Annotated in this window: 11 protein-coding genes; 10 read left to right on the top strand and 1 reads right to left on the bottom strand. The window is 69.7% G+C overall.

Going from position 1 to position 15,779, the window contains the following annotated elements; all coding sequences use genetic code 11:
* The first annotated feature begins 64 nt into the window (after positions 1-64).
* Together AB0L75_RS37200 and AB0L75_RS37195 are read left to right on the top strand one after the other, a co-directional pair.
* Positions 65-1,819: an ABC transporter ATP-binding protein gene (locus AB0L75_RS37200; RefSeq protein WP_365190403.1), complete on the top strand. Its 1,755-nt coding sequence runs from the start codon at positions 65-67 to the stop codon at positions 1,817-1,819.
* Positions 1,816-3,606, top strand: a complete 1,791-nt coding sequence (locus AB0L75_RS37195; protein WP_365190402.1) for an ABC transporter ATP-binding protein — start codon at positions 1,816-1,818, stop codon at positions 3,604-3,606. The genes AB0L75_RS37200 and AB0L75_RS37195 overlap by 4 nt, the downstream gene beginning before the upstream one ends.
* A 36-nt stretch (positions 3,607-3,642) precedes the next feature.
* Here the strand turns inward: AB0L75_RS37195 and AB0L75_RS37190 are convergent, their stop codons facing one another.
* Positions 3,643-3,861 carry a hypothetical protein gene (locus tag AB0L75_RS37190; RefSeq protein WP_365190401.1) on the bottom strand — a complete coding sequence of 73 codons (219 nt, stop codon included), beginning with the start codon at positions 3,859-3,861 and terminating at the stop codon, positions 3,643-3,645.
* Positions 3,862-4,263: 402 nt separating this feature from the next.
* Here AB0L75_RS37190 and AB0L75_RS37185 point away from each other — a divergent pair, with 402 nt between their 5' ends.
* The 8 genes from AB0L75_RS37185 (at position 4,264) to AB0L75_RS37150 (ending at position 15,435) form a co-directional block, all read left to right on the top strand.
* Entirely contained in the window at positions 4,264-6,315 is a 2,052-nt protein-coding gene (locus AB0L75_RS37185; RefSeq protein WP_365190400.1) for a M4 family metallopeptidase, read from the top strand.
* Between the two features lie 237 nt (positions 6,316-6,552).
* The gene (locus AB0L75_RS37180) at positions 6,553-8,202 is read left to right on the top strand and encodes a M4 family metallopeptidase (RefSeq protein WP_365190399.1); all 1,650 of its coding nucleotides are present in this window, start codon (positions 6,553-6,555) and stop codon (positions 8,200-8,202) included.
* A 71-nt stretch (positions 8,203-8,273) separates the two neighbouring features.
* Entirely contained in the window at positions 8,274-8,795 is a 522-nt protein-coding gene (locus AB0L75_RS37175) for a DUF1990 domain-containing protein (RefSeq protein WP_365190398.1), read from the top strand.
* Positions 8,792-9,130, top strand: coding sequence for a hypothetical protein (locus tag AB0L75_RS37170; protein ID WP_365190396.1), 339 nt, complete (start codon positions 8,792-8,794; stop codon positions 9,128-9,130). The genes AB0L75_RS37175 and AB0L75_RS37170 overlap by 4 nt, the downstream gene beginning before the upstream one ends.
* A 209-nt stretch (positions 9,131-9,339) precedes the next feature.
* A complete protein-coding gene (locus AB0L75_RS37165; protein WP_365190476.1) occupies positions 9,340-9,756 on the top strand; it encodes a hypothetical protein in 417 nt (138 codons plus the stop codon).
* Positions 9,753-10,415, top strand: coding sequence for a hypothetical protein (locus AB0L75_RS37160; protein ID WP_365190394.1), 663 nt, complete (start codon positions 9,753-9,755; stop codon positions 10,413-10,415). The genes AB0L75_RS37165 and AB0L75_RS37160 overlap by 4 nt, the downstream gene beginning before the upstream one ends.
* Entirely contained in the window at positions 10,415-15,190 is a 4,776-nt protein-coding gene (locus tag AB0L75_RS37155; protein ID WP_365190393.1) for a putative T7SS-secreted protein, read from the top strand. Before AB0L75_RS37160 ends, AB0L75_RS37155 begins: the two co-directional genes overlap by 1 nt.
* Positions 15,187-15,435 (top strand): hypothetical protein, encoded by a 249-nt coding sequence (locus tag AB0L75_RS37150; protein ID WP_365190391.1) that lies wholly within the window; start codon positions 15,187-15,189, stop codon positions 15,433-15,435. The genes AB0L75_RS37155 and AB0L75_RS37150 overlap by 4 nt, the downstream gene beginning before the upstream one ends.
* Positions 15,436-15,779: the final 344 nt, after the last annotated feature.

The raw sequence follows: 15,779 nt of genomic DNA, 5'->3' as shown, positions 1-15,779 counted from the left end.
CGGCCTCACCGCCCCCGATAGGTTCGAAGTTTGCCGAGACAGGGCCGAGCCGATCGGGGGACGGATGGTTGACGCGTACGAGGATCCGGGGACACCCGACACCCGTGGCGGCTGGCGCTATCTGTGGTGGGTGGTGCTCTGCCAGCCGGGCCGGGCGGTGGCCGGGGCGCTGCTGGGCAGTGTCTGGCTGGTGCTGATGGCCGCGCAGCCGTATCTGATGGCGCGGGCCGTGGACGACGGGCTGGTGCCGGGGCGGCTCGGGGTGCTGGCCGGCTGGACCGGGGCGATGTTCGTGCTCGGGGCGGTGAACGCCTGGGTGAGCATCATGCGGCACCGCACCATGACCCGGGTGCGGATGGACGCCAACTTCCGCACGGTGAAGGTGGTCGTGGAGCAGGTGACGCGGCTCGGGGACGCGCTGTCGCGCCGGGCCGGGGCCGGTGAGGTGGTGACGATCGGGGTCGGCGACGTGCAGACCATCGCGACGGCGCTGACCGTGGTCGGACCGGGCGTCGGCTCGGCCGTGGTCTACGCGGTGGTGGCCGGGCTGCTGCTGACGATCTCGGTGCCGCTGGCCGCCGTCGTGCTGCTCGGGCTGCCGGTGATGGCGCTGGTCACCGGGCCGCTGACGGTGCGGCTGCAGAGCGCGGAGAGTGCGTACCGGGAACGGCAGGGCGTGCTCACCGCCCGCATCGGCGACCTCGCCGGCGGGCTGCGGGTCCTCAACGGGCTCGGCGGGAAGGGGCTGTTCGCGGACGCCTTCCGCAAGGACTCGCAGCGGCTGCGGGCACAGGGCTACCGGGTGGGCGCGGTGGCCAGCTGGGTGCAGGCGCTCGGTGTCGGCCTGCCCACCCTGTTTCTGGCCGTGGTGACCTGGATGGCGGCCCGGCTCGCGGCCCAGGGATCCATCAGCATCGGCGAGTTGGTGTCGGTGTACGGCTATGTGGCGGTGCTGATCGGGCCGGTGGCCTTCTTCGTGGAGGTGACCTACCAGCTGAACCGGGGTGTGGTGGCCGCGCGCCGGGTCGTACGGCTGCTGCGGCTGGAGCCGGAACCGGACACGGGTACGCGGCCCGCGCCCGAGGGACCGGCCGAGCTGCACGATCCGGCGTCCAGGGTGCGGGTGGTGCCGGGCCGGCTGACCGCGCTGGCCGCCGCCCGGCCCGCCGAGGCCGCCGCCGTGCTCGACCGGCTCGGCCGCTTCGGGCCGACCGACGCCACCTGGGGCGGGGTACGGCTGGACGCGGTCCCGCTCGCCCGGGTACGGCAGCGGATCCTGGTCGCGGACAACGAGGCCGATCTGTTCGCCGGACCGCTGCGCGAGGTCGTGACCGCCGGGCCGGCCCGCGACGAGGCGGCGCTCGCCCGTGCGCTGTACGCGGCCGCCGCCGAGGACGTCGTACGCGGACTGACGGACGGGCCGGACTCGCCGGTGGCCGGGCAGGGCCGCAGTCTCTCGGGCGGGCAGCGGCAACGGGTGCGGCTGGTACGGGCGTTGCTCGCCGACCCCGAGGTGCTGCTCGCCGTGGAGCCGACCTCGGCGCTGGACGCGCACACGGAGGCGGCGGTCGCGGCGCGTGTGCGGGAGGCACGCGAGGGCCGCACGACGGTGGTGGCGTCCACATCCCCGCTGGTGCTGGACCGCGCGGACACGGTCGTGTTCCTGGTCGACGGAAAGGTCGCGGCGAGCGGCACGCACCGGCGGCTGCTGGCGGCCGAGCCGGGCTACCGGGCGCTCGTCGCCCGGGACACGGAACAGGACACGGACACGGAGAAGGACACGGAGAAGGACAAGGACACGGAAGGGGTCGTACGGTGACGGCGGGCGAGGGGCTGCTGCCGGTCGCGGACCGGAGCCGGGTGCGGCGGGCCGCGCTGCGGCTGGTGCGGGCCGACGGGCGGGCGTTCGCCGCCGCGCTGCTGCTGAACGCGCTGGCGGCGGGGGCGGGGCTGGTCGGGCCGTGGCTGGTCGGGCGGATCGTGGACGAGGTGCGGGCCGGGCGCGGGGCCGGCGCGGTGGACCGGCTCGCGCCGTGGATCCTGCTGTGCGCGCTGGCCCAGGTGCTGCTGGCCCGCTGGGCGCGCGATGTGGGGTACCGGTTCGGGGAGCGCACGCTGGCCCGGGTGCGCGAGGAGTACGTCGAGCGGGTGCTGGCGCTGCCCGCGTCCGCGGTGGAGCGGGCGGGCACCGGCGATCTGACGGCGCGCGGTACGGCGGACGTGGCGATCGTCGGCACCACCCTGCGGGACGTCGGCCCGGAGCTGCTGGTCAACTTCGTGCAGGCGCTGTTCGTGCTGGGCGCGGTGTTCGCGCTCGATCCGGTGCTCGGGGCGTTCGGGCTGCTCGGGCTGACCCCGATCTGGCTGGCGCTGCGCTGGTATCTGCGCCGGGCCCGGGACGGCTATCTCGCGGAGGGCGCGGCCACGTCCGAGGTCGCGGAGATCATCGCCGCCACGGCGGCCGGGGCCCGGACCGTCGAGGCGTTCGGGCTGCGGCAGCGGCGGATCGCGGCGAGCCGGGACGCGCTGGAGAAGTCCCGCCGTACCCGCCTCTACACGCTGTTCCTGCGGACGGTGTTCTTCCCGGCGATCGAGGTGACGTACACCGTGCCGGTGGTGGGCGTGCTGCTGCTCGGCGGGTGGCTGCACCAGCGGGGTGCGATCGGGGTCGGCGCGGTGGTGGCCGCGGCGCTGTATCTGCGGCAGTTCACCGAGCCGCTGGACCAGATCCTGATGCGCGTGGAGCAACTGCAGAGCAGCAGCGCCTCCTTCGCCCGCGTGGAGGGCCTGGCCGAGGCACCCCGCGGGGAGAGGGCGCAGCCACCCCTCGCAGAAGCCGTGGCCGGCTCCCCGGTCCCCGCGGACGACCGGATCGACGTGCGCGGGGTGCGGTACGCGTACGAGCGCGGCGGCGAGGTGCTGCGGGGCGTGGACCTGACGGTGCGGCCCGGGGAGCGGCTCGCGGTGGTGGGTCCCTCCGGCGCCGGGAAGACGACGCTCAGCCGGCTGCTCGCGGGCATCGACCGGCCCGGGGCCGGCACCGTGACGGTGGGCGGGGTGCCGGTCGCCGAACTGGAGCCGGAGCTGTTGCGCCGCCAGGTGGTCCTGGTCACGCAGGAGCACCACGTCTTCCTCGGCACGGTCCGCGACAACCTGCTGATCGCCGAACCGGAGGCGACGGACGGCGATCTGTGGGCGGCGCTCACGGCGGTCGGGGCCGACGAGTGGGTCCGTGATCTGCCGGACGGCCTCGACACCCCGTTGGGGGAGGGCGGCTGCTCCACCGACGGTTCCCAGGCCCAGCAACTCGCCCTTGCCCGGGTGGTGCTGGCCGACCCGCACACCCTGATCCTGGACGAGGCAACCGCCCTGCTGGACCCGACGACGGCCCGGCACGCCGAACGCGCGCTCGCCGCCGTGCTGGAGGGCCGTACGGTCATCGCCATCGCACACCGCCTGCACACGGCCCATGACGCCGACCGGGTGGCGGTCATGGAGAACGGCCGCCTGACGGAACTGGGCACCCACGAGGACCTGGTGACGGCCGACGGCGCCTACGCGGCCCTGTGGCGGACCTGGCACGGGGACACGACCGGGCACCGGTGAACAGCAACTCCATGATGGGAGACGGCACTTCACGACCTACGACGCGCCGACCTCACGCCCGCTGCCCACGAACGCCCGCACGCGGACGCCGGCGCTGTGCCTGGACGTCTCTGTCCGGGACTCGGTCCGACCGCAGCCGGCGGAGGCGGAGTTCTCCGCCGCGCTCGCCCGCTCGGCGGGAGCCTTCGTGCTCCACCCGACCGAGTCGCCGAGACCCAGCACCTGCTGGCTGGTGACCCCGCGGGGAGTCGTCACACGGGCCCGCCTGTACGGCCCGCGTCACGCGCATCCCCGAGGTGGTGGGCGACCTGGAGATCGCCACGCCGCTCTCGGACGCGTTCGACGCGTACCCGCTCCGGCTGGTACCCCGCCCGAATAGCCGCCCCGACCCCACCCCTGGTGACGAGTTCGCATATCGAACATGAACATCCGGTCAACGGACCATTTCCAGCCAAGTTTGTGATGCGGTCCTGACAGGTGCGCTGATCCCCTGTCACTCTTCCCAGGCCGACTCACAGCAACCCCACGGCTCCACCCGCTGTGCAGATTCGGCCTGCACGTGGTTCCGCGTAACGCCCTGTTCTGCCCGGACGTCCCAAACCCACCGTCCGGTCTCCCCTGGCCGCGCGACCCGCGGTCACGCAGAAGGAGTCAGTGTTGAGAAGCAGTTCCTCTCGCAGACGCACCTCCCACACAGCGCAGCGCCCCACGGCGCACCACCGCACCGCCACCGTCGCCCTCGCCGGCGTCGCCGCCCTGATCGCCGCCGCCGTCCAGGCGGGCGCGGCCAGCGCCACACCGGCGAAGCCGCAGCCCGGCAAGGTGAATCCGGCCCATGTCGCGGTCAAGCTCACCCCCTCGCAGCGCGTCGAGCTGATACGTCACGCCGATGCCACGAAGGCCGCCACCGCGCGCTCGCTCGGCCTCGGCGCCAAGGAGAAGCTGGTCGTCAAGGACGTCGTGAAGGACGCCGACGGCACCCTGCACACCCGCTACGAGCGCACCTACGCGGGCCTGCCGGTGCTCGGCGGCGACCTGGTCATGGACAGCCTGTCCGGCAAGACCATGGAGGTCATCAAGGCCACCGGCGCCACGCTGAAGGTCGCCGGCCTCACCCCGGCCGTCTCGAAGGCCGCGGCCGAGAAGCAGGCCGTGCAGCGGGCCAAGGCCCTCGGCGGCAGCAGGTCGGCGGCCGACTCCGTCCGCAAGGTGATCTGGGCGGCGAGCGGCAAGCCCGTCCTCGCCTACGAGACGGTCGTCGGCGGACTGCAGGACGACGGCACCCCGAACCAGCTGCACGTCATCACCGACGCCGCGACCGGCAAGAAGCTCTTCGAGCACCAGGGCATCGAGACCGGCGTCGGCAACACCCAGTACAGCGGGCAGGTGAACCTGACGACGACGCACTCGGGCTCGTCGTACACGCTGACCGACGGGGCGCGCGGCGGCCACAAGACGTACAACCTCAACCACGGCTCCTCGGGCACCGGCACCCTGTTCTCGCAGTCCAACGACACCTGGGGCAACGGCACCACGTCGAACGCCGCGACCGCGGGCGCGGACGCCCACTACGGCGCGCAGGAGACCTGGGACTTCTACAAGAACACCTTCGGCCGCAGCGGCATCAGGAACGACGGCGTCGGCGCCTACTCGCGCGTCCACTACGGCAGCTCGTACGTGAACGCGTTCTGGGACGACGGCTGCTTCTGCATGACCTACGGCGACGGCTCCAACGACCAGGACCCGCTGACCAGCCTCGACGTGGCCGGGCACGAGATGAGCCACGGCGTCACCTCCAACACCGCGGGCCTGGAGTACAGCGACGAGTCCGGCGGCCTGAACGAGGCGACCAGCGACATCATGGGCACCGGCGTGGAGTTCTACGCCAACAACAGCAAGGACGTCGGTGACTACCTCATCGGCGAGATGATCAACATCAACGGCGACGGCACCCCGCTGCGCTACATGGACAAGCCCAGCAAGGACGGCAGTTCGGCCGACTCCTGGTACTCGGGCGTCGGCAACCTCGACGTGCACTACTCCTCGGGCGTCGCCAACCACTTCTTCTACCTGCTGAGCGAGGGCAGCGGCGCCAAGACGATCAACGGCGTCAGCTACGACTCGCCGACGGCGGACGGGCTTCCGGTCACCGGCATCGGCCGGGACAAGGCGCTGCAGATCTGGTACAAGGCACTGACCACCAAGTTCACCTCCACCACCAACTACGCCGACGCCCGCACCGGCACCCTCGCGGCGGCCGGTGAGCTGTACGGCACCTCCAGCACCGAGTACAAGGCGGTGCAGGACGCCTGGGCGGGCGTGGCGGTCGGTGCGCGCTCCGGCGGCGGAGACGGCGGCGGTTCGACGTACGAGAGCAACACCCAGGTGGCCATCCCGGACAACGGGCCGGCTGTCACCTCGGCCATCACGGTCTCCGGCAGGACCGGAAACGCACCGAGCAACCTTCAGGTGAGCGTCGACATCACGCACACCTGGCGGGGCGACCTGGTGATCGATCTCGTCGGCCCGTCGGGCACCGCCTACCGGCTGAAGAACTTCAGCTCCTCGGACTCGGCGCACAACGTGAAGCAGACCTACACGGTCAACGCCGCCGCCGAAACCGCCAACGGCACCTGGAAGTTGCGGGTGCAGGATCAGGCCACGTACGACACCGGAACGATCAACGGATGGAAGCTGACGTTCCCGTAAATCGTCGGCAACAAGCCCGGAAATCGGGCGCCGTTCGAGGGTGCGGCACCCTCGGACGGCGCCCGTTAACACCCCTGCAACGTTTCTCGGACAGACGATTTTCGGCCAACATCACTTCAGGGCCTGACATGTACGCGCCCCTGGTGTCACTCTTCCTTCACCCGCCGCAGAGCTTCACCACATCACTCCGGCCAGTAACCCCACGCTGACCGGACTCCCCCACGAGAAGGAGCTTGCGTGAGCCCCCTCTATGCGCGTCACAAGCGCACCACTCTGGCCGTCGCCACCGCCGTCGCCGCCGGAGCCCTCATCTCCACCGGTCTGGCCACCAGCGCGACCGCCGCCGCCAAGAGCAGCGCGACGCCCGGTGCCGCCCCGGCCGCGCTGTCCGCCTCCGCCCACATCTCCCTGATACAGCAGGCCCAGTCCGCCGCGGCCGAGACCGCGCAGCAACTGGGCCTCGGCGCCAAGGAGAAGCTGGTCGTCAAGGACGTCGTCAAGGACGCCGACGGCACCGTCCACACCCGCTACGAGCGCACCTACGCGGGCCTCCCGGTGCTCGGCGGCGACCTCGTCGTGCACACCGCCAAGTCCGGCAAGACCGAGGGCGTCACCAGAGCGACCAAGGCGACGATCAAGGTGGCCTCGCTCAAGCCGCAGGTCACCGCCGCCAAGGCCGAGCAGCAGGCGGTCTCCGCCGCCAAGACCCTCGGTTCCGCCAAGTCCTCGGCGAACGGCGCCCGCAAGGTGATCTGGGCCGGCTCCGGCAAGCCCGTCCTCGCCTACGAGACGATCGTCGGCGGCCTGCAGGACGACGGCACCCCGAACCAGCTGCACGTCATCACCGACGCCGCGACCGGCAAGAAGCTCTTCGAGTACCAGGGCATCGAGAACGCGACCGGCACCGGCAAGACGCTGTACTCGGGCACCGTCAGCCTCACCACCACGCAGTCGGGCTCGTCGTACAACCTGACCGACGCCACGCGCGGCGGCCACAAGACGTACAACCTGGCCCGCAAGACGTCCGGCAAGGGCACCCTGGTCAGCAACTCGACCAACACCTTCGGCACCGGCACCGCCTCCACCTCCTCCAGCGACCAGACGGCCGCCGCCGACGCCGCCTACGGCGCGCAGGAGACCTGGGACTTCTACAAGAACACCTTCGGCCGCAGCGGCATCAAGAACGACGGCGTCGGCGCCTACTCCCGCGTGCACTACGGCAGCAACTACGTCAACGCCTTCTGGGACGACGGCTGCTTCTGCATGACCTACGGCGACGGCTCGGGCAACAAGGACCCGCTGACCTCGCTGGACGTGGCCGGCCACGAGATGAGCCACGGCGTCACCGCGAACACGGCGGGCCTGGACTACTCGGGCGAGTCCGGCGGCCTGAACGAGGCCACCAGCGACATCATGGGCACCGGCGTGGAGTTCTACGCCAACAACTCGTCCGACAAGGGTGACTACCTCATCGGCGAGAAGATCAACATCAACGGCGACGGCACCCCGCTGCGCTACATGGACAAGCCCAGCAAGGACGGCAGCTCGGCCGACTCCTGGTCCTCCTCCGTCGGCGACCTGGACGTCCACTACTCGTCCGGTGTCGCGAACCACTTCTTCTACCTCCTGTCCGAGGGCAGCGGTTCGAAGACGATCAACGGCGTGTCCTACGACTCGCCCACGTCCGACGGCTCCACGGTCACCGGCATCGGCCGGGACAAGGCGCTGCAGATCTGGTACAAGGCGCTGACCACGTACTTCACCTCGACCACCAACTACTCGGACGCCCGCTCGGGCACCCTGCAGGCGGCGGCCGACCTGTACGGCTCCAGCAGCACCGAGTACAAGACGGTGGCGGCGGCCTGGTCGGCGGTCAACGTCAGCTGACGGACACACAGCTGAGACAGGGCGGCACCCGGGAGGAAGACATCCCGGGTGCCGCCCTACCCTTGTGACCCATGTCCTCGGCGCCCTTCACCTACGAGCCGGTCGGCGCGACCCGCGACGACCTGACGTACTGCCCGCCCGGCTTCCACCCCCTGCTCGTCCGCACCCGCCTCGGCGAGGGCGAAAAGCTCTTCCGACGGGCAGCCGACGCGGTCCTCACCTGGGAGATGCACCGCGCCCTGGGCGTGGGCATCGACGCCGGCGCCGACCGCGCGGCCCCCGCCGTCGATGTCACGGTCACCCTGGCGGGAGTCATCAGAGCCCCCTGCCGCATCATCTGGACCATCGACGAATCCCGCCGGGCCGGCTGGGCCTACGGCACCCTGGAAGGCCACCCCGAGTGCGGCGAGGAGGCCTTCGTGGTCGACCGCACGGGCGACGGCACGGTATGGCTGACGGTGGCGGCCTTCAGCCGGGGCGCCAAGTGGTACGCCAAGGCGGGCGGCCCGGCCACCCGAGGCCTGCAGCACATGTACGCCCGCCGGTGCGGGACGGTACTGCGCAAGCTGTGCGAGGGGCTGTCGGAAGAATGACCCGAAGAGCACTCCTCGTCCCCCTGGCGACGGCCCTCGCCGCCGCACTGCTCGTCGCCCGCGTCACCTGGGACTCCGACACCTTCCAGCACTGCCGCTACCTGGGCCCCTCGGCACGCATGTACGCCACCTCGTGGGCCGGCCTCGCCTGTGCCGTCGCCGCGCTGCTGGCGTTCGCCGCCCTGCCCCGCACCGAACGACGCGGCCTCACCACCGCGTTCGCGGTACTCGCCGTACTACTGACACCGCTACTGCTCGCGAGCGTCTACTGGCTGTACACCCCCGACCCGTCCGGCGGCGACGACTGCTCCGGCCTGCACCTGATCGTGCCGTAGCTCGGCCGCCGACGAGGGCGGGATTCGGCCGACCTGTCCGCCGTACTCCCCCTGCGCGTTGCGATCCAGAACGCGCCGGTGTGATGATCCGACGCATGTCCGAACACGGGGGCGACAGCGACTCGACCACACGAATACCCAGGTCACGGCTGTACGACTACGTGGACGTGCCCGCACCGGACGAAGGGGAACCCCACTCCTCGCCAGGCATGCCCCCGCCCGGCGTTCCCTCCACCGACGAGGTCGAGCGCAGGCGCCGCGAGTTCGCGGTGCTGCTGGGCGAGTTCCGGCGTACGGCTGTGCTGGTACCGGTGGACGAGGACGAGGGACCCCTGACGGGCGACTACGGCGGCATCCGCTGGATCTACGCGTTCTCCAACGAGTCGGCCCTGGCCCGTTTCGCGCTCGCGCGGGGTGAGGGCGAGCGGGAGTGGGCGTACCAACGATGGCTAGGGGCACGCCTGTTGGATGCCGCCGTCCCGGCAGTGGGGGTGCCCTGCGGGGTCGCCCTGGATGTGGGCAGCGAGGGCGAAGGGGTGCTGTTCCCGCCGGTGGTGGGGATCGTGCCGGATGCGGCGGCCATTGACCGGGCTGTCCAGGCGACGAACGGGGAGATACCGCGATGAGCGGGGCCAAGGGCGGGGACAAAGGCGGCGGCAAGGACATCAAGGCCGAGGGGCTGGACCTGATCGCGCAGGGCATCACCCAGACGCTGGACGAGTTGAAGGACCTGGGCCTCGTCGGCACGGCGGGTGCGGGGCGGGGTTTCTCGATCCTCGAACTCTCCGGGATGGAGCTGGGCCATGAGGACCTGACGTCGAAGTTCACGTCGTTCTGCGAGCGCTGGGAATGGGGCGTACGCGCCCTGGTGGCGGAGGGCAACGCCTTCGCGTCGGAGGTGGGGTTGTCGGCGGGCACGCTCTACGAGACGGACCAGTACGTCGGTGGCACCTTGAGGGTCGGCGCGAACTCGTTGGTGGGCAACCCGCACGCCTCTGAGGCCGACGTCGAGAAGATGAGCTGGGGCCAGTGGGCTGACAGCACCGCCGACTCGTACATGCACCCGGACTACAGCAAGAAGTCCTTCGACCAGGCCTGGGACAGCAGCATTCAGGGCTGGAAGGACGCCGACCACGACTTCTTGACCTCGCAGGCCGCGGACAACATGGGCGTCAGGCCCAGCGGTGTGTCGGACGCCGAGTGGAAGAAGTACCTGAACGTGGCTTTCGGCCCCTCTGCCGAGGACCGGGCCAAGGCCGCCGAGCAGCAGGGCGGTGAGGGCTGATGGGCCTCGGGGATGTCACCAACTCACTCCTGGACGAGGGCGAGCATCTCTACGACTCCGGCAAGAAACTGGTCGGCAAGGGCATCGAGAAGGGGGCCGATCTCGCCGGTGACCTCTTGGACCACGTCGGCGCCCACACGTACGCCGACATCGTCAGGACCACGGGCGACTACGTCGGTTCCGAACTGGGCGCGACCCCGGGTGAGAAACAGCTCGGCGAAACCGACATCGCCGGAGAACTGGTCCACGGCTCCCCGACGGCCATCCGGTCCTCCGCCAAAGACCTGAAGGCCTTCCACACCGCCTTCGACAACGTCGGCCAGGGCATGCGGAAGCTGGACTCCTCGTCCTGGCAGGGCGAGGCGGCCGACGCCTTCCGCAAGAAGTTCGCCATGCACCCCGTGAAGTGGCTGCAGGCAGCGGACGCCTGCGGAGGCGCTGCCACGGCTCTGGACACCTACGCCGATACTGTCGAATGGGCGCTGAAGCAGGCTACGCACGCGATCGCCCTGTACACGAAGGGCACGCACGCCTCCAAGGAGGCGGCGGACGCGTACAACAAGAAGGTCGACGCCTACAACACAGCCGTGAAATCGGGCGACGACCCCGGCCCGCGCCCGGGCAAGTTCCAGGACCCGGGCACAGCCGACATCGAACGTGCCCGGGAAGTCCTCCACGAAGCCCGCAAACAGCGCAGCAAAGCCGCCGGGACCGCCGCCAAGGCCGTGGACAAGGCCCTGGCCCACGCCCCCGCCGAGCCACCTGCGCTCACCCGGTTGAAGGCGGACGCCTTCGACGGCGCCAGCGCCCTCAACACCGAGGCGCTCCACTTCGCAGGCGGCATCGTCAAAGGCACCGCCGGCCTGATCGGCTTCGTCCGCGGCCTGGACCCCGCCGACCCGTACAACATCACTCACCCAGCCGAATACCTGCAGAACGTCAGCATGACGCTCTCCGGCCTGGTCTCCGCCGGTTCACATCCCGACCGCGCCCTGAAGAACATGTGGACCGAGTTCCGCAAGGACCCGGCCGAGTTCGGCGGCCGCGCGCTGCCCCAGCTCTTCCTCGGCGACGGCGCCGGGATGGAGATCGGGCTCGCGCGGGACGCGGCGGAGGCGGGGCTCGTGCGCTCGGCGGCCGAAGGGGTGGCGGGGCGAGAGGCGCGGGCGGGGGCGAAGGACGCGGCCGGGAAGACCGCCCGGGACGAGGTCGACGAAGACCCGGCCAAGCACTCACACGACGAGAGCAGTACGAAGGGCTGCGGCGACCCGGTCAATGTGGCCACCGGCAAGATGTACCTGCCGCAGACGGACGTCACCCTCCCCGGCACGCTGCCGCTGCTCCTGACCCGCCGGGTGGAGTCGGGCTACCGCCTGGGCCGCTGGTTCGGCCCGTCCTGGTCCTCCACTCTGGACCAGCGCCTGGAGATCGACGCCGAGGGAGTCGTCTACGTCACGGAAGACGGCCTGCTCCTGTCGTACCCACATCCGGCACCGGGCGTGCCCACCTTGGCGAGCCACGGCCCCCGCCTCCCCCTGGACCGGGTGGACGGCGGTTACACGATCACAGACCCACGCACGCGCCGCACCTGGCACTTCGCGGATCGCGGCCCCGACCTGGCGGTCCTGGAACAGATCGACGACCGCAACGGCAACTGGATCACCTTCGAGTACGACGCCGAGGGCACCCCGCTGGGCGTCTTCACGAGCGCTGGCCAGGGTATCCGTGTCAGCACGGACGCGGGTCGCGTAACGGCGTACCACCTGACCGCGACAGGCGAGGAGCTGAAACGCTTCGCCTACACGGACGGCAACCTCACGGAGGTCATCAACTCCTCGGGCCTGCCACTCCGCTTCGCCTACGACGGGGCGGGCCGCATCACATCCTGGACAGACACGAACGACCGCTCCTACACATACGAGTACGACGACCGGGACCGCTGCGTCGCGGAGGGCGGCTCGGCGGGCCACATGGCACTGTGCCTGGCATACGAGGACCCGGACCCGACAACGGGCCTGCGCACGACGACGGCAACCACGAGCGAAGGTCATTACCACCGCTACCTGGTGAACGACGCCTGGCAGGTGGTGGCGGAGACCGATCCACTGGGCGCGACCACCCACTACGTCCGCGACCGCCACAACCGCCTGCTCTCCACGACGGACCCGCTGGGCCACACGGCAACGTTCCGCTACGACGCCGAAGGCAACCTCATCTCGGTCATCCGCCCGGCCGGCCGCGAGGCGAGGGCGGAGTACAACGAACTGGGCCTGCCGGTGAAGGTGGCGAACCCGGACGGCACGGTGATCCGCCAGACGTACGACGACCGGGGCAACCGCACATCGATCGCGGATCCGGCCGGTCAGACGACCCGGTTCGCGTACAACGAGGCCGGCCATCTGACGGCGGTGACGGACCCGCGCGGCAACACGACAACGGTCGTCTGCGACCGCGCAGGCCTCCCAATCGAGGTAACGGACCCGCTGGGCGCGGTGACCCGCTACGAACGAAGCGCCCTCGGCCACACAACCACCCTTACGGATCCCACCGGCGCCACAACACGCCTGGAGTGGTCGATCGAGGGCCACCTGACCCGCCACACAGCCCCCGACGGCACGACGGAGACCTGGACATACGACGGCGAAGGCAACTGCACCAGCCACACCGACCCGCTCGGCGGAGTGAACCGCTTCGAGCACACCCACTTCGACCTGCTGGCGGCCCGCACGGGCCCGGACGGAGTCCGCTACGAGTTCGCCCACGACACGGAACTACGCCTGACGAAGGTCACGAATCCACAGGGCCTGACGTGGGAGTACGCCTACGACCCAGCCGGCCGCCTCCTGTCGGAAAAGGACTTCGACGACCGCACGCTGACGTACGAGTACGACGCGGCTGGTCGCCTTCTCAGCCGACGGAACACGCTTGGCGAGGTCGTCTGCTTCGAGCGGAACGAACTGGGCCAGGTGCTCCGCAAGGACGCTGCAGGCCAGGTGACGACGTATGCGTACGACTTCACGGACCAGCTCGCCCAGGCGACGGGCCCGGACGGCACGACACTGACGCTGCTGCGTGACCGCTACGGCCGCCTGCACTCGGAGACGGTCAACGGCCGCACGGTGACGCACATGTACGACGATCTGGGCCGCCGCACGGGCCGTACGACGCCGACAGGCGCGGTTTCCACGTGGTCGTACGACGCAGCAGGCGGCCGTACGGGGATGGTTTCGTCGGGCCGCTCGATCGACTTCACATACGACGCCGCAGGCCGAGAACTCACTCGCCGCATCGGCGGAACGGTCACGCTGGAGCACACCTTCGACGCGATGGGCCGCCTGACGACCCAGTCCGTGACGGGCGCCGAGGGCCGGATGGTCCAGCACCGGGCGTACACCTACCGAGCCGACGGAAACGTCATCGGCATAGACGACCACCTGTCCGGCACCCGCCGCTTCGACCTGGACGCGACCGGCAGGGTGACGGCGGTCCACGCGGCCGACTGGACGGAACGCTACGCCTACGACGAGGCAGGCAACCAAACCCAGGCGACTTGGCCCACGACCCACCCCGGCCAGGAGGCAACGGGCCCCCGCACCTACACCGGCACCCGCATCACCCGGGCCGGCGACGTCCGCTACGAACACGACGCCCTGGGCCGCATCACCCTCCGCCAGAAGACCCGCCTGTCGAGAAAGCCGGACACCTGGCGCTACGAATGGGACGCCGAGGACCGCCTGACGTCGGTGGTGACCCCGGACGGCACCCGCTGGCGCTACACCTACGATCCCCTGGGCCGCCGCACAGCAAAGCTCCGCCTGGAGGAGGACAGCGAAACAGTCCTGGAGCGCATCGACTTCACCTGGGACGGCACAACCCTCTGCGAACAGACCACCACATCTGCGGATCTCCCCAACCCGGTCACCCTCACCTGGGACCACCAGGGCCTACGCCCCCTAGCCCAAACGGAGCGCATCACCGCAGCCGACGCCCCCCAAGAGGAGATCGACTCCCGCTTCTTCGCCATCGTTACCGACCTAGTCGGCACCCCAAACGAACTTATCGACGAGCAGGGCGAAATAGTCTGGCGCACCCGAAGCACTCTCTGGGGCACAACGGCTTGGGCAACAAACAGCACCACCTACACCCCCCTACGCTTCCCAGGCCAGTACTACGACCCCGAAACCGGCCTCCACTACAACTACTTCCGCCACTACGACCCCGAAACAGCACGCTACCTGACCCCGGACCCCCTGGGCCTAATCCCGGCGCCCAATCCGGCTGCCTACGTCGACAACCCTCACGCGTGGATCGACCCACTGGGTTTGACGCCATGCTTTGGGGCCCGAAAGAGTGCCGAAGAACTCAGAAACTCCGCAGGATCTGTGACGGGAGGGCACTCGCTGCGAGATGTCAACGGTAGATGGCTGAAGGGATCCGAAGGAAACGTTGGAAGAATCCCTGGACAAGTCGCCAGAGCACTACAAGGGAGGCAGTTCAATAGCTTCAACGAGTTCCGCGCAGCTTTCTGGAATGAGGTATCAAAGAATCCGGAATTGGCCGAGCAGTTCTCCTCGTCAGCTCAAACCGCAATGTCGGATGGCAAGGCGCCGTTCACGGTGACAGGACAGCAGGCAGGCGGCAGGGGGAGGTACGAGCTTCATCACGTCCAGCCCATCCAGCGTGGCGGCGGGGTCTACGACCTAGATAACATCATCGTTGTCACACCGCGATACCATAAGGAAATACTGGATGGCGGGTATCATTTCGGAAAATGACAGTAGATGCCGACCCGGAGGATGACAAAGTCATGCCGCAGAAGTCACATGCGGACCTCGTTCGCATCGTTCAGCAGCTCATCGATGCCGGACTCCCGGAAGAAGAGGAGGATCGTCTCCTAGAAGAACTGAAGGCGAGCGTTCTCCATCCACGGGTGTCGGACCTGATCTACTACTCCAACCCTCCATTGACAGCGGAAGAAGTAGTGAACCAGGCTCTCGCTTACCGCCCAATCGAACTCTAGGCAGTACCGAATTGCGCACCAGTACTGGTCGCCCGCCCACGCATGGCGCCTGGGGCACGCCTCGAAGATGGCTGGGGGGCTCGGGCTCGGTTCAGGGCATTGAACCGAGCCCGCAGACTGGCACCAGGACACGGCCGAGGCCAAGCGGATTCCGGCGTCCGGCCCCGGAGGTTCCCGGCTCAGCATTCCCTTCCGGTGACGGCGCCGACGGGCGGTGCGCCGAGCGCTCCGTACGCCGCCGCCCCCACCCTAGTGTCTCGTGATCCCGATTGCGTTACTTCACGTTGTTATTGACGAGTTTCTTCACACTGGTCTGAACGAGTCGGACCTTGGCGAGGATCTCG

The organism is Streptomyces sp. NPDC052101, from assembly GCF_040680235.1.
Classification (GTDB): domain Bacteria; phylum Actinomycetota; class Actinomycetes; order Streptomycetales; family Streptomycetaceae; genus Streptomyces.
Note: the sequence above shows the minus strand (reverse complement) of the source record. Positions and strands in the feature narration are given on the sequence as shown.